The sequence below is a fragment of the Eubacterium aggregans genome (assembly GCF_900107815.1).
Classification (GTDB): Bacteria; Bacillota; Clostridia; order Eubacteriales; family Eubacteriaceae; genus Eubacterium_O; species Eubacterium_O aggregans.
Genome location: NZ_FNRK01000015.1, coordinates 47112 through 68827 on the forward strand (window position 1 = coordinate 47112; position 21716 = coordinate 68827).

Sequence of the window (21716 nt, forward strand, 5' to 3'; positions counted from 1 at the left end):
ACCCCTCTTGAGAACTTGCAGTACCGCCTGTAGAATCCTTTTGTGGATGAAATTTGGAAGATTAATAAATGCGATTGACAGAGAAGCCGTTTTCCCGCAGGGCAGCTAAGACACAGTCGATATGGTCATGACCATTGGTTTCCACTGTTACCTCGAGCATCACCTTATTGGCGTAGCGGTCCAGGGCCTTAAACTGATTGTGCTCCAATTCGATGACATTGGCACCATTTTCGGCTAAGAGGGTCGCCACCTTCACCAGCTGGCCAGGCTTATCCGGCAGCTCCACGGCGAAGCACATAATCCGTCCCCGGCTGATCATCCCCTGGTTAACGATGGAGCTAATGGTGACTGTATCAATATTACCGCCGCTCATGACGCAGACAATCTTCTTTCCGGCGGCGGCTCGTTTCTTGAGACCGGCCAGGGCCACCACCCCGGCGGTTTCTGCCACCAGTTTATGCTTTTCCATCACCAGCAGGACATTTTCCTGGATATCCTTCTCGCTGACCGTGATCAGTTCATCCACGTATTTTTGGGTAAGGGCATAGCTTAAATCCCCGGGCTGCTTGACTGCTACCCCTTCGGCGTTGGTACAAACAGAGGGCAGGCAGGCTACCCGTCCTTCGTTGATACTGGCCCGCATGGAGCAGGCCCCCATGGGCTCGACACCGATAATGCGGATACCCGGATTAATGGCCTTTGCCGCCATGGCAATACCCGCCACTAAACCGCCCCCGCCAATGGGCACCAGGATTTCATCGGCATCGGGGAGTTCAGAAAGGATTTCCAGACCAATGGTCCCCTGGCCGCAGATCACATCGTAATCATCAAAGGGATGAATAAAGGTATAACCCTCTTCTTTAGCCAGCTGGCAGGCATAATCATAGCTTTCATCGTACACATCCCCATGGAGAACGACATCCACCCCGTAGGATTTGGTGGCGTCTACCTTGAGCAGGGGGGTGATATTTGGCATGATGATGGTCGCTTTAATGCCCATTCTTTGGGCAGAAAAAGCCACCCCCTGGGCATGGTTTCCGGCGGAGGAAGTAATAATCCCCTTCTCCAGCTCTTCCGTCGACAGACGACAGATTTTATGATAAGCTCCTCGGATTTTAAAAGAACCAGTCATTTGGAGGTTTTCGGGCTTGATATAAATGTCACCGCCATACTCGCTGCTATAAAAATCACTCTTGATCAGGGCGGTTTTTTTAATGATGGGGGCCAGGTGCTCCTGGGCCTGCTTCACTTCTGCCAGGTGATCCTGGTCTAAATAATGGTTAATTTTTTCTTGATCCATATTGACTCCTTGTTTATTGGTTTGCGTAAGGGATACGACTGGAATTATATTCATGCATTCTTAAGTATACAGAATACAGAAATAATGTCAATAACCTGAGGATTGAAGTTTTAGGAGATATGAAAGGTGGTGGAGTGGCTTTAAAAAATGAGCATCACATGGTATGATTATCCTATATATTTTTATAGAGAGGAAACGCTTATGACCTTTAATCCCAACAGTTCTTTTTTATTCATTCTGGCGGCCATCGTCATTATCTTCGTGCTGGCCCAATCGGCCTTCTTTTTGGTGCGGGCATTGCGCCAGGCCAAGGCCTCGGGCATGGATATGGCCCGGATTCGCCAATCGGTTTTATCCACGGCTATTTTTACCATCGCACCAGCGGTATCCATTCTTTTAGGGGTGGTGACCCTGGCTAAATTCCTGGGGCTTCCCCTCCCCTGGATTCGGCTTTCGGTGATCGGGGCTATTACCTACGAGCTGCCCGCGGCATCCTCCACGGCCACGGCCCTGGGGATTTCCCTATCGAGCCTCATTGGTGACCCCAAGGTGTACACGGCGATCCTCTGGGTGATGACCCTGGGAATTCTGCCGAGCCTGATCTACGTCCCCATTCTGTTCAAGCGCATCCAGCGGGGGCTGGTTTCCATGAAGGCCAAGGATAGCCGCTGGGGGGATCTCTTTATCGATGCCATGTTTCTGGGGATGATCTCCGCTTTCCTGGGGATGGTTTTTTCCACCATCAGCCAGGGCTTTGTGGGGTGGATTCCGGTTTTCGTCCTATTGTTTTCCGCGGCGGTCATGGGGGTCTGTGGTCTGCTCATTAAAAAATTCCACCACGCCTGGCTGGAGAACTATGCCCTGCCCATCAGTATGCTCTGCGCCATGATTTTTGCCATCTGGGTCACCCCGGTGATTGGAGGTTAAGTGATGAAGGATTTTAAAACCTATAACGACGCGACCTATCGCTACGGACTGCTTTGGATTTGGACGGCCATTGCGGTGCTCCTGGCGGTGCCGGTTATTGTTTGCCTGGTGTACGATGCCTGGCCCGAGGGCACGGCGGTGCTCAAGGGACTTTTGGGAGTGGCGCCCATTTACTGGACCGTTGGCCTGATCGAGGTGATTACCTACACCCCTATGCTGGGGACCGGGGGGACCTTCATCGGTTTTGTCACCGGGAATGTGACCAGTCTGAAGGTGCCCGCCGCATTAAATGCCATGGAGGCCATGGAGGTGAAGCCCGGCAGCGAGGAGGCGGAAATTGTATCCACCATCGCCATTGCGACCTCGGCCATTGTGACCACCATCATCATTTCTGTGGGGGTCCTCCTCTTTTCACTGCTGACCCCGGTGCTGGAATCCCCAGTGCTGAAGCCGGCCTTTGACAATATTCTTCCGGCCCTTTTTGGCGGCCTGGCCGTGGTATTTATTGGCAAGAGCTGGAAGATTGCCATGGCACCCCTGGTCTTTATGGTTCTGCTGTTTATCGCGGTGCCCAGTTTAGCCAGCTCTGTGGGGGTATTGGTCCCCGTGGGAGCCCTCATTGCCATTGGGGCTGCCCGGCTGCTTTATAAGAAAGGATGGATCTAATGCTCATTGGATGGATTATTTTAGGGGCGATTTTAGTATTTCTGGGGGTCCTTCTGATTCGGACGGCGGCCTTTGTGCCGCCAGTGGTGGAGAAGCCCGCAGATGTGGATCTGCCAGCCATGGATGAAGAAAAGATTTCCCGGGATATGGCAGATATCATCCGGTGCCGGACCATTTCTTATCGGGATGACGACCAGGTGAACTGGGATGAATACCAACGGCTTTATGGGCTTATCGAAGAACGCTTTCCATTGGTCCATAAAAATGGCCATCGGGAATTTATTGGAAAAACCGGATTACTCTTCACCTGGAAGGGGAAGCACAGCGATGCCCCCGCTGTGTATATGGCCCATTACGATGTGGTGCCAGTGGATGCCGAGGCCTGGGAACGCCCCCCATTTGAAGGGGTTATTGAGGATGGTGTGCTTTGGGGACGGGGGACCCTGGATACCAAGGGAACCTTCTGCTCTATTTTAGAGGCGGCAGAAATCCTCATGGCCCAGGGCTTTGTCCCCGACCAGGATATTTATCTGGCCTTTTCCGGGGAAGAGGAAATCGACGGGCTGACGGCAGTGGCCCTTTCAGATACCCTGAAAGACCGGGGTGTCCATCCGGCCATTGTGTTGGACGAAGGTGGTGCTGTTGTGGAGAATGTGCTCCCGGGGGTTACCGTGCCCTGTGCCCTGATCGGCACGGCGGAAAAGGGAAAGGTTAATGTGGAGCTTCAGCTTAAGGGGGTACCGGGCCACGCCTCCACCCCACCCCGGCATACGGCAGTGGGGCGGCTGGCCAAGGCGGCTGTTGCCATTGAAGCGCATCCCTTTGCCCCTAGGTTAATCAGCCCCGTGGCAGAAATGTTCGATTGCCTTGGCCGGCACAGCAGCTTTGCCTACCGAATGCTCTTCGCCAATCTCTGGTGTTTCAAACCGGTGTTGTACGCCATGGCCAAGAAGGGCGGCACCGAGCTATCGGCTATGATGATGACCACCGTCGCCCTGACCCGGATGTCCGGGAGCGATGCCTTTAATGTCATGCCCCCGGAGGCATCTATGGGCGGGGATATCCGTATTTTACCCGGGGAGAATGCCCAAAGCGTCGAGGCCCATCTCAGATCCGTTATCGGGGATGATGATATTACCATTCATCGGGTGAACGGTACCGATCCCAAGCCTGTTTCCCCCATGGCTGGGCCGGGCTGGGAACGCCTGACCCGGGTCATTGGACAAACCTGGCCAGAGGCCGTGGTCTCCCCCTACCTGATGCTGGCCTGCAGCGATGCCCGCCATTACTGTCGGGTTTTTGACAAGGTGTACCGTTTTTCCGCCATGGCCCTGTCCAAGGAAGAGCGTGGGATGATCCACGGTCACAATGAACGTATCCCTTTGTCAAAGCTGTATACCACAGTGGCCTTTTATCTGCGGATGATGATGGCTTCTAATTAAGAGAAAGACGACCGCCTGCCCCCAGGGAATAATCGCCGTCGGGCATCCCGCAGGCCATCATAGCATCAGCAATCAAGAGCACCTTATCGGTGCTTTTTTATTTGAAGGTAATGCGCAGAATGGGCCAAACAATGTGGATGCCGTCCGCAATGACTTCGGTGGTCATGGCATCCAGATCAAAGGTCGCCCCGACAATGCCGGGCTTTCGGTGATGGAGGCCAGACATGCCGTTGAAGAGATGGGTGGAGTGGGAGGCCCTGAAGGGGCTTTACACCGAATCGGAGATTAACAGGCAACCTGCCCTTTGGCGGGAAACCGGGGCCATTATTGCGGAGCGAAGGGATGAAATTGCCCGGTTTATGGCGGACAACATAACCCCCAAAACCCGCATTGTATTAACCGGTGCGGGGACCTCGGATTACGTTGGAGACACGGTTGTGGGAGCATTAAAACAATGTCTGCCCTGTCGGGTTGAAGCCATTGCCACTACGGATATTGTGGCGGCACCCGATGAATATATTGAAGCAGAAACACCGACTATTCTGGTTTCCTATGCGCGTTCTGGCAATTCACCGGAAAGTATGGGGGCCTATGATCTGTTCCAGGATCAGGTCTCTCATTTACAACAACTGGTCATTACCTGTGACACAGAAGGGGATTTGGCCCAGAAGGCTTTTAAGACTGAAAATGCTTTGGTTTTGCTGATGCCGGAGGAATCCAATGATAAAGGGTTCGCCATGACCGGTTCCTTTAGCTGTATGATGATGGCAACGCTGCTGATCTTCAATCTGGATACCCTGGAGGAGAATCACCGGTATCTTGAAATCCTGGCGGATCAGGCCGAGGCGTTCCTCACCTGGTCAGGTTTTAAGCTTCAGCGAAAGCGTCATGGGCTTCCGTCATGGTCCTAAATCCATTATTAATGATGAAACCTTCGTGGTGGTCTTTGTCAGTGGGAATGCGTACACCCGACAATACGATTTAGATCTCATTGAGGAAATCCATGAGGATGCGGGCAGCCATAAGCTGGTGGCTGTTACTTACAATGGACCAGGGGATTTAGCCCATCGCTGTGATCAGCTCATCGACTTTAAAGGAGCACCTGTTCCAGAGATTTTTAAGGTATTTAATTATATGCTGGTGGGACAGATTTTTGGGCTTTTTGATTCCGTCGCTTGTGGGGTTACCCCGGATAACCCACGTCCGGACGGTACAGTGAATCGTGTGGTAAAGGGTGTCACGCTGCATCCCTATTCAAAGTAGAGGTGAATAAAATGATCGGAATCATCTTAGCGACCCATGGCCGTATGGCCGATGGAATCCTGGTTTCCATGGAAATGATTGCCGGGGCCCAACAGGGTGTGGCCACGGTTTGCTTTAATGACGGCGAAGGAACTGAGGCACTAAAAGCCCGCCTGGAAGCGGCAGTGGACGGGCTCAATACGGATCAAATCCTGATCCTGTGTGATTTGGCCGGAGGCTCCCCCTATAATGTTTCTTCCCAAATCAGTACCGAACGTAGTGGGCAGAATATTGTGGTGATTGCTGGGCTCAATCTGCCCATGCTCCTAGAAGCGGCCCTTAGCCGAAGCTATCTCGAAATGAATGCTTTGGTATCAGCGGTGCTTAAATCCGCGGGAGAAGGAATCCGTCAGTACACAGTCCCCATGGCAAAAGCGTCAGTGGACGCAGAAGAGGGAATTTAGGTGGTATGATGAATCAAATCCGATCAACCCGGGACATGTTAAACTGGGCCCAGGCAGAGGGCTATGCCGTTCCTGCCTTTAATATCCATAATATGGAAAGCCTGCAGACTGTGGCTCAAACCGCTGCAGAACTGGGTTCTCCTGTTATTATCGCCGGGACGCCCTCAACCATTGATCGCTATGCCGGCGGGGATTTCATCCAGGCCATGGCGGCCGTTTGTGCCGGCCGGTGGGAAATCCCCATCGCCATCCACTTAGATCATTTTGAGGATGTGGCGGCCATTGCCCATAATATTGATCTGGGATTTCGATCCTGTATGATTGATGCCTCCATGCTTCCCTTTGAGGAAAATATTAAACAGGTGCGCCAGGTGGTGACCTATGCCCATGAACGGGATACTGTGGTAGAGGCTGAGCTTGGCCGTCTGGGTGGCCGGGAGGATGATCTGACGGTGGCCGACGGAGAAACCGCCCTCACCGATCCCCAGGCAGCAGCAGAATTTGTGGCACAAACAGGCATTGATTCCCTGGCGGTGGCCATCGGAACCGCCCATGGCCTGTACAAGGGGGAACCCTATTTGGATTTTGAGCGATTATCCGAAATCCGGGAGCGGGTCACCATCCCCCTAGTCCTCCACGGGGCATCGGATGTTCCCGATGAATTGGTGCAGGAAGCCATTCGACGGGGAATTTGCAAAGTTAATGTCGCCACGGATTTGAAAATCCCCTTTGCCCAAGCCGTTAAGGAATTCTTTCAAAGCAATCCAGAAGCCTCAGACCCTCGGTACTATATGGCGCCCGGTAAGGTCGCCATGGCTGAAGTGGTTGCCCATAAGATTAGGGTCTGCGGCAGCGAAGGACGGTATACGGTAAAATGACAATGAAAAATCCACTTTTAACCCAAATCATCGAAGGCCGCCAGAGGGATAAGAGCATCGGTATTTATTCTGCCTGTAGTGCTAATCCCTTGGTTTTAGAAGCCGTGGTGGAGCGGGCACTGGAAACAGATTCTGTGGCATTAATTGAAGCCACTGCCAATCAGGTTAACCAATTTGGGGGCTATACTGGAATGACGCCCCGGGATTTTTATGACATGGTCTGGAACATGGCCAGAGAAAAGGGAATGCCCGGGGAACAGCTGATTCTTGGTGGAGACCACCTGGGGCCCCTAACCTGGCAGGATGAAGAGGAAGCCATCGCCATGGATAAGGCCGAGGCGTTGGTCCGTGCCTTTGTGGCCGCAGGCTTTACCAAAATCCATTTAGACACCAGTATGCGCCTGGCCGATGATGATCCAACCCTCCCCCTGGCGGACACCACCATCGCCCGCCGGGCCGCCCGATTGGCCGCTGCCTGTGAAGAAACCTTTAAAAATGAGGTTTTAGGACAGCATCCCGATGCCATCGAGCCGGTGTATATCGTCGGAAGTGAGGTGCCCATTCCCGGGGGTGCCCAGGAGGAGGAATCCATCCACATCACAACACCCGAGGATTTTGAGAATACCCTTGCCCATTTTAAAGCTGCCTTTGAGGCAGTCGGAGCATCCGAGGCCTACACACGGATTATTGGTGTGGTGGTCCAGCCCGGTGTGGAATTTGGGGATAATGCGGTGGAGGCCTACGATCGGGAGCGGGCGGCAGCCCTTTGCCAGAGTCTAACCCATCATCCCGGATTGGTATTTGAGGGACATTCCACCGACTACCAAACCCCCAGGGACCTCCGACGGATGGTGGAGGATGGCATCGCCATTTTAAAGGTGGGGCCAGCCCTTACCTTTGCCTGCAGGGAGGCCTGTTTTGCCCTGGAAGCCATGGAGCAGGAAGTGGTGCGGGACGAGGAAAAGCGGTCCCAATTTAAGAGTACGCTGTTAAAAACCCTTTATCATACCCCGAAATATTGGAAGCGGTATTATGATGAAGATCAGCTGACCCTCAAAATGAAGTATAGCTACTCAGACCGGGTGCGATACGTCTTTGGAGAAGCACCGGTACAGCAGGCCCTGGCCGAATTAATGGATAATCTGAATAATGAACCCGTTCCCCGGGCACTCATTAGCCAGTATATGCCAAGACAGTATGACCGGGTCTGTGCCGGGACCCTGGAACCCCGGGCCGAGGCCCTGATTAAAGACCGCATCAAGGATTTGATTGACCATTATCTTTACGCCACGGGTGTTGTATCCCCGGGCCGGTAACACTTAAAAAACCGCCAATACCCTGTAGTCTGCCATGTGGCAGTGCTACAGGTGTTGGCGGTTTTTAAAATGCCCTATCCTCTTTTTTCCTTCAGCCGATCCTCCAGAAGCAGGATCGGCAGGCAGTCGCAGGTTAGGGGGCTTGCCTGATAGTCCCGATATTTTTGTTCATCGGTGCAAAAGGGCTCCTCGTATTGGATGAGGGACAGAATTTCCCCAGGGAAATCGTACTGATGGAGCCCCTCCTCGTTAATCTGGCAGAACACAAATTTATTCACCCGGTTCCGGCGGATAAAATGATTCCGGTCCAAAATGCCCAAATGCTTGGAGAGATTGGACTGCTTGATACCCAGAAGGTATTCCAACTCACACACACACATTTCCCCGTGGGAGAGCAGGTTTAAAATACGCAGCCGGGTGGGGTCTGATAAAGTTTTTAGGATGTCGGTGATCATGGTGTTCCCCTTTCACGTCGTCCTTTTAGTTTAACCCATTTTCGGGGGCTTGTCATGGAAAATGTTCAGCCGCAGCAGCCACCGTCTCCGCCTTTATCACCACCGCAGCAGCAGGAGGATTTGGAGAGTTTTTCCTGAAGCATGGCCATGGCCATTTCAGAGCGGTCGGTTCCTGTCCACTCCATGAGTTCTTCATTGCTGGGGTAGCTTCCCTTTCGGTAGACCTCCCCATCCACCAGGGTAATGGGCAGGGAATCGGCGCCTTCGTTTAACAGGACGGTGTTGACTTCAGCATTGTCCACATAGACCTGGGGCTCCTCGGACAGATTGTGGCGGATGACATCCTTGTGCAGTTTCACCAGATTGCTGACCATGGTGGCCATGCGGAGGAGCTCAGGATCCACTCCAGGACCGCAGACCCCAGTGGAACAGCACATTGCCGGATCAAAAATTTCTACTTTACTCATTTTAACAACCTCTTTCTAATATTATTTTCAAATTACGCTTGCCAGGGAATCACAATGGCGTTGCCCTGGCTTTCCTTAGCAATACGGGAAATCCATGCTTCTTCGGCGGCGGCCCGGGCCAGCAGGAAGGGATCTCGTGTATCCGTCGCGGATAGACAGGCGTTAACCACCCAAAATCGGTTATTGATGCCAGCCCGGTTCAAATCAGCCTGGAGGCGGTCTGCCTCAAAATAGGGCGTGGCTTCTGGCAGAGTGACGATGACCACTTCCGTTTCATCTGGGTTTTTAAGCCGGGGCAGCAGATGGCGGACGGAATCGGGAATCTCCGCATGGGAGCGCTCCATTTCCTTATGATAGCTTTCAGTGGAATTAAGGAGCAGGAGGGTATGGCCCGTGGGAGCGGTATCGATGACCACAACCCGGTCGTCAGCCTTTTCCACAATATCTGCAAAGGCCCGGAATACAGCGATTTCCTGGGTACAGGGTGAACGCAGGTCCTCTTCGATATAGTCGATATCGGCCTGGGATAGTCCGTTTTTCCGGGCCTTGCCAATCACCTCATCCCGATAGCGGGCCAGCTCTTCGGCTTCATCGATATTGCTGATGGTGATGTTGGGGTGCTTCAGGGACTGAGTACTGATATGGCCGGCGGGGTCCGTGGTGGTCAGGTGGACCCTTTTGCCCATCTGGGCCAGGCCCAGGGCAATGGCACTGGCCACGGTGGTCTTCCCTACGCCTCCCTTACCCATGGTGAAGATAACCTTCTTTCCCTTCTGGTTCAAATCTTGAATCAGGGTGGAGAGTCCGGGGTAATCCACAGCCTTGGTTTTCGGCAGGACGGTAATGGGGGGCTCGGGCTGAAGCATCCGGCGGATATTGGCAATACCGCTGATATTGTAGGAACGCAGGGGAATCATGGAAATGGGGTATTCCCTTAAACCCTGGGGCATGGACGCCAGGGCTTTTTGTTGTTTGCAATAAAAGCTTTCCGAGATGCAATCCCCCAGGACCTCACCATCCAGCAGACCGTTGATAATGAGCTGCTGGTTCGTGACTCCGATATCCCGCAGTTCGGCGGAGGCTCGCATGGCTTCCTGGAGTGGGGCCTTTTCCGGTCGAGCCACCAGCATGAGGGTGGTCATCTTTGGATCTGAGAGGGTGGCCACCGCTTTTTCGTACATGGCCTTCTGTTCCCCCAGCCCCGAGAGCTGTCCCATACAGGAGGCCCCGGTGGTGTTTTCATCGATGAAGGAATTCCAGGCCGATGGCAGCGCAAGCATCCGCAGGGTGTGCCCAGTGGGGGCGGTGTCAAAGATGATATAATCGTAGGCATCCTGGATGGTTTCGTCGGTAATGAAATGGGAGAATTCATTAAAGGCGGCAATTTCCACAGTACAGGAGCCGGAAAGCTGTTCCTCCATATTTTGTATGACGGATTCGGGCATCTTTCCTCGGTAAGGTCCGACTACAGACTCCCGATATTCAGAAGCGGCTTCCTCAGGATTCAGGTTGGCCACGGTCAGTCCCGGGACATGGTCGATGGCTTTGCCTTTATTATCCAGTTCTGTTTCAAAAACATCCTGGAGGTTAGAGGCGGGGTCGGTACTGATTAAAAATACCTTCTTCCCGGCATCCGCCAGGGCCATGGCAGTGGCACAGGAGGTGCTGGTTTTGCCCACACCGCCCTTCCCGGTAAAAAATAGATATTTGGTTAAGCCCGGGGTATCCGGGGCATAAGTTTTTAGTTCCATGGGAATCCTCTTTCTGAGCCATCTTAAGACTCTGTGCATTTAATTCGATCATATTACTTTATATTCATATAATAAAACATAAGAAAAGGACTGTCAAGGAATTAATAAATATATAAGCATATCGTTATGTATAAATTAAGAAAAGGGACTGTAGCGCTACAGTCCCTTTGAAATGGTATTTTTTAGTTCTAAAATATGTGCCTCGATGGCGGTAATCACAGCGTCAAAGGCTGCATCATCTTGATCCGTGGGATCGGGCAAGTTCCAATCGGCATCAAAGCTGCGGCCGATGTAGGGGCAGCCAACACCACATCCCATGGAGATGGCGATATCTGGGGCGGGGATTTCAGACACCAGCTTATTGTGCTGGCCCTGAGCCACCATATCGATGCCATAGCGTGAGCGCATGATTCGGTTAGCATCGGGATTGATGGATGACTTCAGCTCACTGCCTGCCGAATAACTCTCAAAAACATCAAAAGCCAGATGTCGGCCCAAGGCTTCGGCGATCTGGGAACGGCAGGAATTATGGGTACAGATAAAGGCAACTTTAGGCTTTGACATTCGGCCAACCCTCCTTGGCAAAAATACTGATGAAACAATAGAACCAGGCAACGAGCTGGCAGTTGGCGTTGAAATTGGGCTGTTCCAACAATTGGGAAACTTCTTGGGGGCTATAAAAGCGGGCCGTGATTTCCTCATTTTCCGTAAGATGGTCATGGGTTAAATCCCCATCGACCTCTGCGACAACGAAGGTCATTTTCAAATCACTCATCGCTGCTGCGGCGTAGGTCGGAGGAAGAATCTGAAGGATATTTGTTAGGGTGAGGCCCGTTTCTTCATGAAGCTCCCGACGGACACAGTCCTCGATGGTTTCTCCCTTTTCAATGCGTCCAGCCACTAGATTATACACATCCTCGTTAACGGCCATGCGAAATTCCTTTAAGAGGAGGAGTTTTCCGTGGTAAAGGGCGATGATGGCCACACCGCCATTGTGGCTTCCTAAATCATCAGGATGGGTCATTTCATTAAAACTAATCATTTCATAGTGCTTTTCGCACTGGGTATTTTGATTGAGATAAGTCAATTGATAATTTTTAATGAATCGGCCATCCTTAATTTTCTTCATATTGACGAGCTTGAGTTTACGCTTTTCCATTAGGATTCTCCACTTTTATAATCGATCAAAAAAATCACAGGCCTTCTGAGCGATACGATCGACGAGGGCAAAATGCTCGGGCGTAAGATCCCGCATAGAAAGTAAATCAGGGTTTAAGGCCAGCTCAGAGCCGATGAGGGCTTCAATATCAATACTGCCAGCCAACTGACCGCTGAGGGCTTCCGTTGCCCGCTTGGCACAGCATTTGCTACAGCCATCCACGGAGATGGTGGGGTGGGTCTGGGCAAAGGCTTGCTCCTGCTCACCGCCGGCGATAAACAGTGGAAGGCACAAGGTACTCACTTGGCCAGGACGCAGCTCTTCCATCATTTTGCGTACCACTAAACGGGACAGAGTTCCACCCAGGCATTCTTCACCGCTGCAGGCGATGTATCCAATGTTTTTTTCTGCCATTATGCTTCTCCTTCTTTTTCTAAAATCCGGGCCACATCCCCTTCTAAGACCGCTGCCCATTCCTGGACGAAGGCGAAGCCCTCATCCGAGAGCATCCGGGGAGTGCCGTGATCCTCACCCCGATGTTCCCGCATCCGGTCAATGACCCGGTGGCTGGCACAGACGGTGCCGCCGCAGGCTTCGGTGCTCTTGAGGGCGCAGCACTTGGCGCAGCCATCCAGGATGAGGCAGGGCTGGCCCTTCACAGCAGCCACCACGTCCGCGTCTCCGGTGACCACCCGCCCCAGACAAAAACGTTCGGTACTTTCCGGCAAGCTGCGGGTTGCTTGAATCACGGCTTCCCGGGCGATGAGCCCAGGAGCCTTTCCAATACCGCTGCAGGCGATGATTTTAATTTTAGACATTGAGTTCCTCCACTTTCTTTTTCATGATTTCAAAATAATCTTGGGAATCTAAAAGCAAATCAGAATCCTCATCCCAATCGGTTAATTGGACTTCGGCAATCCAGCCCTGGGTATAGGGGTAGTCGTTAACACGTTCTGGGGATTCATCCAGAGCGGTGTTGACGGCGGTAACGACACCGCTTACCGGAGAAACCAGCTCAAAAATGGATTTCCCGGATTCAATGGAACCCAGTTCTCCAAATTGCTCGATGGTGGCCCCGACAGAGGGCAGATCGACAAAGAGAATATCAGAGAGATTCTGTTGGATGAAATCCGACACGCCGATGCGGGCATGATCCCCCACCCGGAGGACCCAGCAGTCATTTTCATTAAAATGATAATCCGCTTCAGGGACTTTAAAAATAAACTTGCCCTTCGTGAAGGAGGTAAAAGAGACGGCCTCTGGATAGGCGTTATTGGGGGTGCGCTCTTTGGCTGCATCTTCGTCAGAGGATACCTTGGCGATAAGGGCATCTATCAGGGCCTTGCACATGGCTTCTGGCGCATCCTCTGCCAGGGCAGCGGCCAGGTTAAGGGCCACAGCATCAGCACTGATATTGAGGCGTTTGCTAATTTTCAGGCCCTGTTCAGCAGCCAATTTGCTGGCACAGCGGGTATTGCATCCGTCAATGACCAATAGCTCGCCCCCTTCAAAGTCCTTGGCATAACGTTTTGGGGCGGTGTGGCAGAGAACCGGACAGACTAAATGATGCTCCCCGGTGGCTAAAATGGCTTTAGCGGCGACGGTCGATAAATGACCGGCAGGTTTATCTAACCCGTTACAGGGCAGGATGGCGTAGGATGGACTCATATGGATGGGTCTTCCTTTTCTGCCTTGCGAATGGCCTTGATGTGACGGGTGGTTTCCCCTTTGTCCGGAAAGGTGATGGCATCCAAGCCACAGGTCTTCCCACAGGCCCGGCAGAAGACCACACAGTTCAGGGGATTTTCCACAATGAGTGGCTTTGGGGAATCAGGGGTCTTTTTATAAACCTGGTGGGGGCAAAAGTCAAAGCAGTCCATACAGCCATTACATTTGGCATAGTCAATCTGGGGGGACCAGTCGATGGTATCCCGGGGCACGCCCATAAAGGTTTGATCTGCCATTACCAATCCACCCCCATTTCTTCAAGCTTCGCTTCCACGATAGCAAAGGCCTTTTCGTTGGTCATATCCCGGATATCTAACATGACGGCGTCGTCTTCGATATCAAGGCCCGCCTCTTTAAAAGCATCCTTAAACATCTTGCGCTGCATATTTGGGGCGCAGGCACCGATGATGACCTGACGGTGTGATTTAAGGAAATCGGCCAGGAAACGGTCACCATCCTCTTCACACAGCTGGGGGTGGATGATGGCATACACCACCGGCAGCTCCACCCGGACCTGATTAATAAAATCCCAGATATCCATGGCAGCAAAGCCAGGACATTTACCGGTACACACGCACATAATAAAGCCGGGTTTGTTTGAACTTTCAGACATAAGAACCTCCTATAATCACCATATAATGATTTAATTATATGGTGATTATAGGAGGATATGAAGAGAATGTCAAGAAGTATTGAAAAAATTCGGTATTCCATTTATAATAATCATATAATAAATACCTTATTGATTAGGAGTAAACTATGGCATCTTTTGACCTATCCGTAAAAATACTAAAAGCCCTGGGCCATCCCATCCGTTTTCAAATTGTTCAGTTCCTGTTGGATAAGCCCCATTGTGTTTGCGAATTGAAAGAACACTTGGACTTTTCACAGCCGAACCTTTCCCAGCATTTGAAAATTTTGAAGGAAGCAGGCATTATTGACAGTGAAAAGGTGGGAATCCAAACTCATTATCATATTTGTCTCCCCCATACCCAAGCCCTTCTTGAAGCGGCAGAGGCCATGGGTGATGAGATATTAGAAAACATGTTATCCTGATTTTATGGTGATAAACTGAAAAAATAAAGGGGGTGGCCAATGGAAGGACGACAGATTTTTCTAAAGCGTTTGTATGAGGCTTCCGATACAGGGGAGCATGTTATCGGTGCGGTTTGTGGTTCCGGTCTGACGGCCAAGTATGTCATGGCGGGCGGGGCGGACTTTATCCTGGCCCTGAGCTCTGGCATTTACCGGAGCATGGGCCGGGGGTCCCTGGGGGGACTCATGCCCTACGCCAACAGCAACGAGATGGTGGCGGCCTTTGCCAAGCGGGAGCTCCTTCCCATGACCAGGGATTTTCCGGTGTTCTTCGGCCTAAACGCCACGGACCCCACCCTGGAGATGAAGACCTATATTAAAGCCATCCGGGATTGGGGCTTTACCGGGATTAATAATTATCCCACCATCGGCTTTTACGATGGGGATTTCCACGACGCCCTGGAGGCCTCGGGCCTGTGCTATGAAGCGGAGGTCCAGGCCATTGCCTACGCCCATAAGCTGGGCATGGCCACCATTGCCTTTGCCTTTGATGCCGACCAGGCCAAGCAGATGATCCGGGCCGGGGCGGATGTTCTGTGCGTCCATTTAGGGCTGACCGGGGGAGGCCTTTTAGGGGCCTCTAAGGTGTTCTCCCTGGTGGCGGCCAAGGATAAAATCAACGCCATTTTCGAGGTGTGCGATACCCTGCGGCCAGGGATTTTAAAGATGGTTTACGGCGGACCCTTAAAGGACCCGGTGGACGTTCAATATATGTATCAAAACACCCAGACCCATGGCTACATTGGTGGGTCGGCCTTTGACCGGATCCCCACGGAAAAGGCCCTCCTCAATATTACTCAGGCCTTTAAATCCACCCAGAGCTTTACCGAGGATACCTTGATGCAAAAGATGCTGACGGGTATTACCAAATATTACGATTATCCCGCCTTTGTCAAGGAATACATCAAGCAGAACTACATGAATGAGATCGCCTTTTCGGACCTTGCCCGACTCTGTGGGGTGAGCCGGGGGCATTTAAGCACCCGCTTCAAGCAGGAGGTGGGCTGCACCCTCCAGGATTATTTGCTGAGTTACCGCATGAAGAAGGCTGCTTCCCTTTTAAAGCGCGGGGTAACGGTGGCCGAGGCCGGGGCCATGGTGGGCTATCCCGATGTGGCTCATTTCAGTAAGATGTTTAAAAAGACCATGGGAGCCTCACCGAAAACGTATAAATGTCATTAATACAAAAAGACAAATCCGCCGTACAATAACACATGGCTTTTTACCGCAGATGACAGTATGATTAGGGTAGATCCTAATGATACTGTTTTTTCTATGGCCATAGAAAGGTGTGTGATACCGAGGGGTATCGGAAACGGAGGACGAATGTGAAGACAATTGCCATTGCAGGAACCTTTGATACCAAGGGAAGGGAATACGCTTACGTCAAGGACCTCATCGAGGGCCTGGGACTGAAGACCCTGACCATTAATACCGGCGTGTTTGAACCTGTGTTCGAACCGGATGTGTCCAATGCTGCCGTTGCGGCGGCTGCGGGAGCAGATATTGCGGAAATTGTCGATCGGGGGGATCGGGCCTACGCCACGGAAATACTCTCCAGAGGGATGGAAATTCTAGTGCCCCAGCTGTACGAGGAAGGCCGGTTTGACGGCATCCTCTCCTTTGGCGGGAGCGGCGGAACGGCTTTAGTTACCCCGGCCATGCGGGCCCTGCCCATTGGGGTGCCCAAGGTCATGGTATCCACCATGGCCTCTGGGGATGTGTCCGGCTATGTGGGAACCAGCGATATTGTGATGATGCCCTCGGTGGTGGATGTGGCCGGGCTCAATTCCATTTCCACTAAAATTTTTGCCAATGCAGCCTTTGCCATTGCCGGTATGGTGAAATTTGAGGACACCCATGAGATTGAAAAGAAGCCCCTCATTGGGGCGACGATGTTCGGGGTCACCACCCCCTGTCTCACCGAGGCCCAGAAATATTTAGAGGACCGGGGCTACGAAGTGCTGATTTTCCACGCCACAGGTACCGGTGGACAATCCATGGAAGCCTTAATCGATGGCGGCTTCATTGAAGGGGTGTTGGACCTCACCACCACCGAGTGGGCGGACGAGCTGGTGGGCGGTATGCTGGCGGCTGGGGAACATCGCTTAGAGGCCGCTGGCCGGGCTGGGATTCCCCAGGTAGTTTCCGTTGGGGCGGTGGATATGGTGAATTTTGGACCCATGGACAGTGTGCCGCCCAAATTTGCCGGGCGGAACCTTTACAAGCATAATCCCATGATTACCCTCATGCGCACCACTGTGGATGAAAATCAGGCCATCGGCCAGAAGATTGCTGAGAAGCTAAGGGATACCACTGGCCCGACGGTGGTCATGCTGCCCCTAAAAGGGGTCTCCATGATCGATGCAGAGGGGGAACCCTTCGACGGACCCGAAGAGGATGCGGCCCTATTCGATGCCATCCGGAATGGTCTGGATCGGGATAAGGTGACCCTCCGGGAAATGGACTACCATATCAATGACGCGGAGTTTGCCACGGCGGCAGCCCAGCAGCTCATTGATTTAATGGAAAATAAATAATTAGAAAAAGGAGAATCGCAATGAACAAACAAACACGGGAAGAAATCGTACAGGGCTATAAGGCCAAGGTGGCATCCGGGGAAATCTTAGTTGGCGTGGGCGCCGGCACTGGGATTACCGCCAAGAGCAGTGAAGCCGGTGGGGCGGATATGCTCATTATCTACAACTCCGGGCGTTACCGGATGGCGGGACGGGGCTCCCTGGCGGGCTTACTCTCCTATGGGGATGCCAATCAGATTGTCTGCGAAATGGCCAGTGAGGTCCTGCCTGTTGTTAAAAACACCCCTGTTTTAGCTGGGGTTTGCGGCACCGACCCCTTCCGGGTTATGGAAGTTTTCCTTAAAGAGCTGAAGGATATGGGCTTCTCCGGGGTACAGAACTTCCCCACCGTCGGCCTCATCGATGGGGTTTTCCGCCAGAATCTGGAAGAAACCGATATGGGCTACGGCCTGGAAATTGAAATGATCCGCAAGGCCCACGAAATCGGCCTGCTGACCACGCCCTATGTCTTTGACGAGGATCAGGCCAAGGCCATGGCGGAAGCCGGTGCGGATATCCTGGTGGCCCATATGGGGCTGACCACCAAGGGAACCATTGGGGCGAAAACAGCCCTGACCCTGGACGACTGTGTGGAAAAGGTCCGGGCCATTATGGAAGCCGGCCGCTCCGTCAATCCGGAGATCATGGTTATCTGCCACGGCGGCCCCATCGCCGAACCCTCGGATGCCCAGTACGTCATTGAACGCATCGAAGGGATCGATGGTTTCTTCGGCGCCTCCAGTATTGAACGCTTCGCCGCAGAAAAGGGCATTACGGCTCAGACCGAAGCATTTAAGGCCATTAAAAAATAGTCGGTATTCACAAAAGACCTCCTCATCGTTGTGATGGGGAGGTTTTTTAATGTATGGAGGAATGGTTTAAGGGAAAGAAAGGTGATATAATAATAAGAAATGACAATCGCTGGATTACAACGTCAGTTGACCTTAAAGCAGGAGGAAGCATAGGGAATGAACAAACAGCAGCTAGCCAACAAAATTTGGGAATCCGCCAACAAAATGCGTTCGAAAATAGAAGCCAATGAATACAAGGACTATATCTTAGGCTTCATTTTTTATAAATATCTCTCGGACCGGGAGCTGGAATTCCTAATGGATAATGATTATACAGAGGATTTGATGGTCACCGTAACGGAAGAGGACTCCGAAACCGTGAAATGGGTTCAAAATAATATCGGGTATTTTATCGCCTATGATAATTTATTTGCCACTTGGATTGATAAGGGAAAGGATTTTGATGTAGCGGATGTCCATGATGCTCTTTCCGCATTCAGTCGTTTGATTTCGAGTACCCATAAAAAGGTCTTCGATGGTGTGTTTACGACCCTGCAAACCGGGTTAAGCAAGCTCGGTGATACCTCTGGTGCCCGGACAAAGGCCATAAGCGGGCTCTTACAACTTATCCGGGATATCCCCATGGATGGCCGCCAGGGATACGATGTCCTCGGTTTTATCTACGAATACCTCATTGAAAAGTTTGCGGCCAATGCCGGAAAAAAGGCTGGAGAATTTTATACGCCCCACGAGGTATCCCTTCTCATTTCTGAAATTGTGGCCCATCATCTCCGGGGAAAAAGTGAAATTAAAATATATGATCCCACATCAGGCTCAGGTTCACTGCTCATCAATATCGGACATAGTGTAGCGAAGTACATCCGGGATGAAAATAATGTCAAATACTACGCCCAGGAGTTAAAGGAGAACACCTATAACCTAACACGGATGAATCTGGTCATGCGGGGAATTAAACCGGCCAATATCGTCACCCGAAACGGCGATACCCTGGAGGAGGATTGGCCCTATTTCGAGGAAAATGATCCGGTGGGGACCTACGATCCCTTGTATGTGGATGCAGTGGTATCCAATCCGCCGTATTCCCAAGCCTGGGACCCGGAAAATAAGGAAGGGGATCCCCGTTATGCCCGCTTTGGACTGGCACCGAAGGGAAAGGCGGACTATGCCTTTCTGCTTCATGATCTTTTTCACATAAAACCTGATGGCATCATGGCCATCGTCCTTCCCCACGGTGTTCTTTTCCGAGGTGGAGAGGAAGGAGCAATCCGAAGAAATCTCATTGAAAACAACCATATTGATACCATTATCGGATTGCCGGCCAACATATTCTACGGGACCGGTATTCCCACCATCATCATAATCCTTAAGCAACAGCGGGAAAATACCGATGTTTTGATTGTCGATGCATCCAAGGGCTTTGCAAAGGAAGGAAAGAACAATAAACTGCGGGCATCAGATATTAAACGGATTAGCGATGCCGTTATTGGCCGGTGCACGGTCGAGGGCTACGCACGGGTGGTCAGCCGTGAAGAAATCCGAAGCAATATGTACAATCTCAATATTCCACGGTATGTCGATACTTCCCAAAAGTCTGAGGCCTGGGATTTATATGCCACCATGTACGGCGGCATTCCAAAATCTGAAATTGATGAATTAACACTGTATTGGCAGGCCTTTCCGGGATTAAGGGGGACATTATTTGAAAATAGTGCGACCCCTTATACCCAGCTGGCGGTTAAGGATATTGGAGAAGCGGTTTGCAACCATCCGGATATCCTTGGCTTTGAGGAAAAATTCAACAATGCCTTTGATGATTTTGGTGGATTCCTTAAGGGTGAACTCATTGCAAAAATGACAGAGTTAAATATCGCCAGGGAGGAAGCGGTTCTCAGCGATGCGATTTTTGGCCGTTTAGAAGGCATCCCTTTAATTGACCGATACGAAGCCTATCAGCTTTTAGATGAAGCCTGGGAGAAAATCGCCGTCGATTTAGAGATCATCCAGACAGAAGGCTTTGGGGCCACCACAAAGGTCGATCCCAGGATGGTCATAAAAAAGAAAAACGGAAAGGAACAGGAGATCCAGGATGGCTGGACCGGCCGTATCCTCCCCTTTGCGCTGGTCCAATCGACCTTATTAAAAGCAGAGCACACCGCTTTGGTAGAGAAGGAAAACCGATTGGCAGAGATTCCCGGCGATTACGAGGCCATTCTGGAAGCCTTGTCTGAAGAAGAAAGGGATTCTGAGATTTTGACGGAATCTGGTGATGCCTTTGTTGCCAAGGAAATTCCAAAGCGGATTAAAGCCTTACAGGCAGAAGGTCCAGGGACTGATTTAGACTTTTTAAAGCATTTGAAAAGGGTGGAAGCCTTGATAAAGGAAGAAAAAGCACTCAAAGCCGCCATTAAAAGGGATAGCGCAGCCCTTGAACTGCATACAAAGGAAACCATCGAAGGGTTGCCTGAACAGCAGGTGAACACCCTCCTCGAAAGAAAATGGATTAAAAGTTTATTAGTGAAACTCCTGGCAATGCCGGATTCCATGGTCAAGGTCCTGGTGAGTCAAATCCAGGCCTTATCAGACAAATATGACACCACCTTCTTCGACATTGAAGCACAAATCCAGGAAACTGAAAAAGGTCTGGCCCAGATGATTGATGCACTGGATGGCAGTCCTTCTGATCTGGCAGGGCTTCAGGCATTCAAGGGAATGCTGATGGGTGAATTGAATGGATAAACAGAAAAAACCGGCCATTCGATTTAAGGGGTTTGCGGATGATTGGGAACAGCGTAAGTTGAAAGAAATTGCAGATAAGGCCGTAGAAAAGAATGTAAAACTGCAATTTACAGAAACATTTACGAATTCCGCAGAGTTTGGAATAATTAACCAGCGCGATTATTTTGACCACGATATTTCAAATGCAGACAACTTGGGCTCCTATTATGTGGTAAGAAATGAGGATTTTGTTTACAATCCAAGAATTTCAACATTTGCACCTGTTGGACCAATTAACCGTAATAAATTAGGCAGAAACGGTGTAATGTCACCGCTTTATACTGTTTTTAGAACTCATGACATTGATAACACTTTTCTCGAACAGTATTTTAGGAGCATATATTATAATGGTCTCATAAATTAAGACATTTTTTCAGACGGATATTAATGAATCTGATATACTAAAAAGAGAACCAAGAAAGGATTCATTACCATGTCCAGACAACGAAGAAATTTTAGTGCCAAATTCAAATCTAATCTCGTGATTGAGCTGTTAAAAGGTGAAAAGGAGCTCAATACCCTTGCAACCGAGAATAACATTCAACCGAATCTCCTTCGTAATTGGAAGAAGGAATTCCTTGATAATGCCGCCATCGTGTTCGATGATAAGCGTGAGGAAAACCTGAAGGATAAGCTTTCCGAAGAACGCAAAGAAAAAGC

24 protein-coding genes and 2 pseudogenes are annotated in these 21716 nt (G+C 51.1%); 14 read left to right on the plus strand and 12 right to left on the minus strand.

Annotation, left to right across the window (positions count from 1 at the left end):
* Positions 1-61: 61 nt before the first annotated feature.
* Positions 62-1300, minus strand: a complete 1239-nt coding sequence (gene ilvA / locus BLW33_RS09450; protein ID WP_090308056.1) for a threonine ammonia-lyase — start codon at positions 1298-1300, stop codon at positions 62-64.
* A gap of 201 nt (positions 1301-1501) precedes the next feature.
* On the opposite strand from ilvA, the gene BLW33_RS09455 reads away from it, so the two are divergent.
* Genes BLW33_RS09455 through BLW33_RS09465 form a run of 3 tightly spaced genes read left to right on the plus strand, consistent with a single transcriptional unit; the run spans position 1502 to position 4335 of the window.
* Positions 1502-2227 carry a DUF5058 family protein gene (locus tag BLW33_RS09455; protein ID WP_090308059.1) on the plus strand — a complete coding sequence of 242 codons (726 nt, stop codon included), beginning with the start codon at positions 1502-1504 and terminating at the stop codon, positions 2225-2227.
* Positions 2228-2230: 3 nt separating this feature from the next.
* Positions 2231-2893: a hypothetical protein gene (locus BLW33_RS09460; RefSeq protein WP_090308062.1), complete on the plus strand. Its 663-nt coding sequence runs from the start codon at positions 2231-2233 to the stop codon at positions 2891-2893.
* On the plus strand, positions 2884-4335 hold the full coding sequence (locus BLW33_RS09465; RefSeq protein ID WP_242911645.1) for a M20/M25/M40 family metallo-hydrolase: 1452 nt from the start codon (positions 2884-2886) through the stop codon (positions 4333-4335). The genes BLW33_RS09460 and BLW33_RS09465 overlap by 10 nt, the downstream gene beginning before the upstream one ends.
* A 19-nt stretch (positions 4336-4354) precedes the next feature.
* Here BLW33_RS09465 and BLW33_RS14355 read toward each other — a convergent pair.
* Positions 4355-4588 (minus strand): annotated as a pseudogene (locus BLW33_RS14355) (N-acetylglucosamine-6-phosphate deacetylase); the annotation flags it as partial.
* On the opposite strand from BLW33_RS14355, the pseudogene BLW33_RS09470 reads away from it, so the two are divergent.
* The 4 genes and pseudogenes from BLW33_RS09470 to BLW33_RS09485 all read left to right on the plus strand — a co-directional run bounded on the left by BLW33_RS09470 (position 4560) and on the right by BLW33_RS09485 (position 8235).
* Positions 4560-5598: pseudogene (locus BLW33_RS09470) on the plus strand (SIS domain-containing protein). The pseudogenes BLW33_RS14355 and BLW33_RS09470 sit on opposite strands and share 29 nt — an antisense overlap.
* A gap of 11 nt (positions 5599-5609) precedes the next feature.
* Positions 5610-6041 carry a PTS sugar transporter subunit IIA gene (locus BLW33_RS09475; protein ID WP_090308067.1) on the plus strand — a complete coding sequence of 144 codons (432 nt, stop codon included), beginning with the start codon at positions 5610-5612 and terminating at the stop codon, positions 6039-6041.
* 8 nt (positions 6042-6049) lie between these two features.
* A complete protein-coding gene (locus tag BLW33_RS09480; RefSeq protein ID WP_090308122.1) occupies positions 6050-6919 on the plus strand; it encodes a tagatose-bisphosphate aldolase subunit GatY in 870 nt (289 codons plus the stop codon).
* Positions 6916-8235 (plus strand): class II D-tagatose-bisphosphate aldolase, non-catalytic subunit, encoded by a 1320-nt coding sequence (locus BLW33_RS09485; RefSeq protein ID WP_090308068.1) that lies wholly within the window; start codon positions 6916-6918, stop codon positions 8233-8235. The genes BLW33_RS09480 and BLW33_RS09485 overlap by 4 nt, the downstream gene beginning before the upstream one ends.
* 74 nt (positions 8236-8309) lie before the next feature.
* Here the strand turns inward: BLW33_RS09485 and BLW33_RS09490 are convergent, their stop codons facing one another.
* From BLW33_RS09490 to BLW33_RS09535, 10 genes are all read right to left on the minus strand, one after another.
* Complete coding sequence (locus BLW33_RS09490; RefSeq protein WP_090308071.1) at positions 8310-8690, minus strand: ArsR/SmtB family transcription factor; 381 nt, start codon at positions 8688-8690, stop codon at positions 8310-8312.
* Positions 8691-8755: 65 nt separating this feature from the next.
* Positions 8756-9157 (minus strand): arsenite efflux transporter metallochaperone ArsD, encoded by a 402-nt coding sequence (gene arsD / locus BLW33_RS09495; protein WP_090308074.1) that lies wholly within the window; start codon positions 9155-9157, stop codon positions 8756-8758.
* Between the two features lie 32 nt (positions 9158-9189).
* Complete coding sequence (gene arsA / locus BLW33_RS09500; RefSeq protein WP_090308077.1) at positions 9190-10908, minus strand: arsenical pump-driving ATPase; 1719 nt, start codon at positions 10906-10908, stop codon at positions 9190-9192.
* Positions 10909-11064: 156 nt separating this feature from the next.
* Positions 11065-11472, minus strand: coding sequence for an arsenate reductase/protein-tyrosine-phosphatase family protein (locus tag BLW33_RS09505; RefSeq protein WP_090308081.1), 408 nt, complete (start codon positions 11470-11472; stop codon positions 11065-11067).
* Positions 11459-12067: an NUDIX hydrolase gene (locus BLW33_RS09510; protein WP_090308084.1), complete on the minus strand. Its 609-nt coding sequence runs from the start codon at positions 12065-12067 to the stop codon at positions 11459-11461. The genes BLW33_RS09505 and BLW33_RS09510 overlap by 14 nt, the downstream gene beginning before the upstream one ends.
* Before the next feature lie 15 nt (positions 12068-12082).
* Positions 12083-12481 carry a putative zinc-binding protein gene (locus tag BLW33_RS09515; RefSeq protein ID WP_090308086.1) on the minus strand — a complete coding sequence of 133 codons (399 nt, stop codon included), beginning with the start codon at positions 12479-12481 and terminating at the stop codon, positions 12083-12085.
* Positions 12481-12885: a putative zinc-binding protein gene (locus BLW33_RS09520; protein ID WP_090308089.1), complete on the minus strand. Its 405-nt coding sequence runs from the start codon at positions 12883-12885 to the stop codon at positions 12481-12483. The genes BLW33_RS09515 and BLW33_RS09520 overlap by 1 nt, the downstream gene beginning before the upstream one ends.
* Positions 12878-13735, minus strand: a complete 858-nt coding sequence (locus tag BLW33_RS09525) for a putative zinc-binding protein (protein ID WP_090308092.1) — start codon at positions 13733-13735, stop codon at positions 12878-12880. Before BLW33_RS09525 ends, BLW33_RS09520 begins: the two co-directional genes overlap by 8 nt.
* Positions 13732-14031, minus strand: a complete 300-nt coding sequence (locus tag BLW33_RS09530; protein WP_090308095.1) for a 4Fe-4S dicluster domain-containing protein — start codon at positions 14029-14031, stop codon at positions 13732-13734. The genes BLW33_RS09525 and BLW33_RS09530 overlap by 4 nt, the downstream gene beginning before the upstream one ends.
* Positions 14031-14408, minus strand: coding sequence for a hypothetical protein (locus BLW33_RS09535; RefSeq protein ID WP_090308098.1), 378 nt, complete (start codon positions 14406-14408; stop codon positions 14031-14033). The genes BLW33_RS09530 and BLW33_RS09535 overlap by 1 nt, the downstream gene beginning before the upstream one ends.
* A 146-nt stretch (positions 14409-14554) precedes the next feature.
* On the opposite strand from BLW33_RS09535, the gene BLW33_RS09540 reads away from it, so the two are divergent.
* From BLW33_RS09540 to BLW33_RS14585, 7 genes are all read left to right on the plus strand, one after another.
* Positions 14555-14851: an ArsR/SmtB family transcription factor gene (locus BLW33_RS09540; protein ID WP_090308101.1), complete on the plus strand. Its 297-nt coding sequence runs from the start codon at positions 14555-14557 to the stop codon at positions 14849-14851.
* Positions 14852-14890: 39 nt separating this feature from the next.
* Positions 14891-16072 (plus strand): phosphoenolpyruvate hydrolase family protein, encoded by a 1182-nt coding sequence (locus BLW33_RS09545; RefSeq protein ID WP_090308103.1) that lies wholly within the window; start codon positions 14891-14893, stop codon positions 16070-16072.
* A gap of 146 nt (positions 16073-16218) precedes the next feature.
* Positions 16219-17430, plus strand: coding sequence for a Tm-1-like ATP-binding domain-containing protein (locus tag BLW33_RS09550; RefSeq protein WP_090308105.1), 1212 nt, complete (start codon positions 16219-16221; stop codon positions 17428-17430).
* Between the two features lie 20 nt (positions 17431-17450).
* Entirely contained in the window at positions 17451-18281 is an 831-nt protein-coding gene (locus tag BLW33_RS09555) for a phosphoenolpyruvate hydrolase family protein (RefSeq protein ID WP_090308108.1), read from the plus strand.
* A 156-nt stretch (positions 18282-18437) separates the two neighbouring features.
* Positions 18438-21017, plus strand: a complete 2580-nt coding sequence (locus BLW33_RS09560; protein WP_090308110.1) for a type I restriction-modification system subunit M — start codon at positions 18438-18440, stop codon at positions 21015-21017.
* Positions 21010-21420 (plus strand): hypothetical protein, encoded by a 411-nt coding sequence (locus BLW33_RS09565; protein ID WP_090308113.1) that lies wholly within the window; start codon positions 21010-21012, stop codon positions 21418-21420. The genes BLW33_RS09560 and BLW33_RS09565 overlap by 8 nt, the downstream gene beginning before the upstream one ends.
* Before the next feature lie 69 nt (positions 21421-21489).
* Positions 21490-21716: transposase (locus BLW33_RS14585; protein WP_143032617.1), on the plus strand; the 227-nt coding region annotated here is incomplete at its 3' end.

Coding starts and splice junctions, on each gene's coding strand:
- BLW33_RS09540 (WP_090308101.1), top strand. CDS start 14,555: ATGGCATCTTTTGACCTATCCGTAAAAATACTAAAAGCCCTGGGCCAT.
- BLW33_RS09465 (WP_242911645.1), top strand. CDS start 2,884: ATGGATCTAATGCTCATTGGATGGATTATTTTAGGGGCGATTTTAGTA.
- BLW33_RS09560 (WP_090308110.1), top strand. CDS start 18,438: ATGAACAAACAGCAGCTAGCCAACAAAATTTGGGAATCCGCCAACAAA.
- BLW33_RS09455 (WP_090308059.1), top strand. CDS start 1,502: ATGACCTTTAATCCCAACAGTTCTTTTTTATTCATTCTGGCGGCCATC.
- BLW33_RS09535 (WP_090308098.1), bottom strand. CDS start 14,408: ATGTCTGAAAGTTCAAACAAACCCGGCTTTATTATGTGCGTGTGTACC.
- BLW33_RS09525 (WP_090308092.1), bottom strand. CDS start 13,735: ATGAGTCCATCCTACGCCATCCTGCCCTGTAACGGGTTAGATAAACCT.
- BLW33_RS09530 (WP_090308095.1), bottom strand. CDS start 14,031: ATGGCAGATCAAACCTTTATGGGCGTGCCCCGGGATACCATCGACTGG.
- arsA (WP_090308077.1), bottom strand. CDS start 10,908: ATGGAACTAAAAACTTATGCCCCGGATACCCCGGGCTTAACCAAATAT.
- BLW33_RS09460 (WP_090308062.1), top strand. CDS start 2,231: ATGAAGGATTTTAAAACCTATAACGACGCGACCTATCGCTACGGACTG.
- BLW33_RS09545 (WP_090308103.1), top strand. CDS start 14,891: ATGGAAGGACGACAGATTTTTCTAAAGCGTTTGTATGAGGCTTCCGAT.
- arsD (WP_090308074.1), bottom strand. CDS start 9,157: ATGAGTAAAGTAGAAATTTTTGATCCGGCAATGTGCTGTTCCACTGGG.
- BLW33_RS09565 (WP_090308113.1), top strand. CDS start 21,010: ATGGATAAACAGAAAAAACCGGCCATTCGATTTAAGGGGTTTGCGGAT.
- BLW33_RS09520 (WP_090308089.1), bottom strand. CDS start 12,885: ATGTCTAAAATTAAAATCATCGCCTGCAGCGGTATTGGAAAGGCTCCT.
- BLW33_RS09515 (WP_090308086.1), bottom strand. CDS start 12,481: ATGGCAGAAAAAAACATTGGATACATCGCCTGCAGCGGTGAAGAATGC.
- BLW33_RS09480 (WP_090308122.1), top strand. CDS start 6,050: ATGAATCAAATCCGATCAACCCGGGACATGTTAAACTGGGCCCAGGCA.
- BLW33_RS09555 (WP_090308108.1), top strand. CDS start 17,451: ATGAACAAACAAACACGGGAAGAAATCGTACAGGGCTATAAGGCCAAG.
- BLW33_RS09505 (WP_090308081.1), bottom strand. CDS start 11,472: ATGTCAAAGCCTAAAGTTGCCTTTATCTGTACCCATAATTCCTGCCGT.
- BLW33_RS09485 (WP_090308068.1), top strand. CDS start 6,916: ATGACAATGAAAAATCCACTTTTAACCCAAATCATCGAAGGCCGCCAG.
- BLW33_RS09510 (WP_090308084.1), bottom strand. CDS start 12,067: ATGGAAAAGCGTAAACTCAAGCTCGTCAATATGAAGAAAATTAAGGAT.
- BLW33_RS09475 (WP_090308067.1), top strand. CDS start 5,610: ATGATCGGAATCATCTTAGCGACCCATGGCCGTATGGCCGATGGAATC.
- BLW33_RS09490 (WP_090308071.1), bottom strand. CDS start 8,690: ATGATCACCGACATCCTAAAAACTTTATCAGACCCCACCCGGCTGCGT.
- ilvA (WP_090308056.1), bottom strand. CDS start 1,300: ATGGATCAAGAAAAAATTAACCATTATTTAGACCAGGATCACCTGGCA.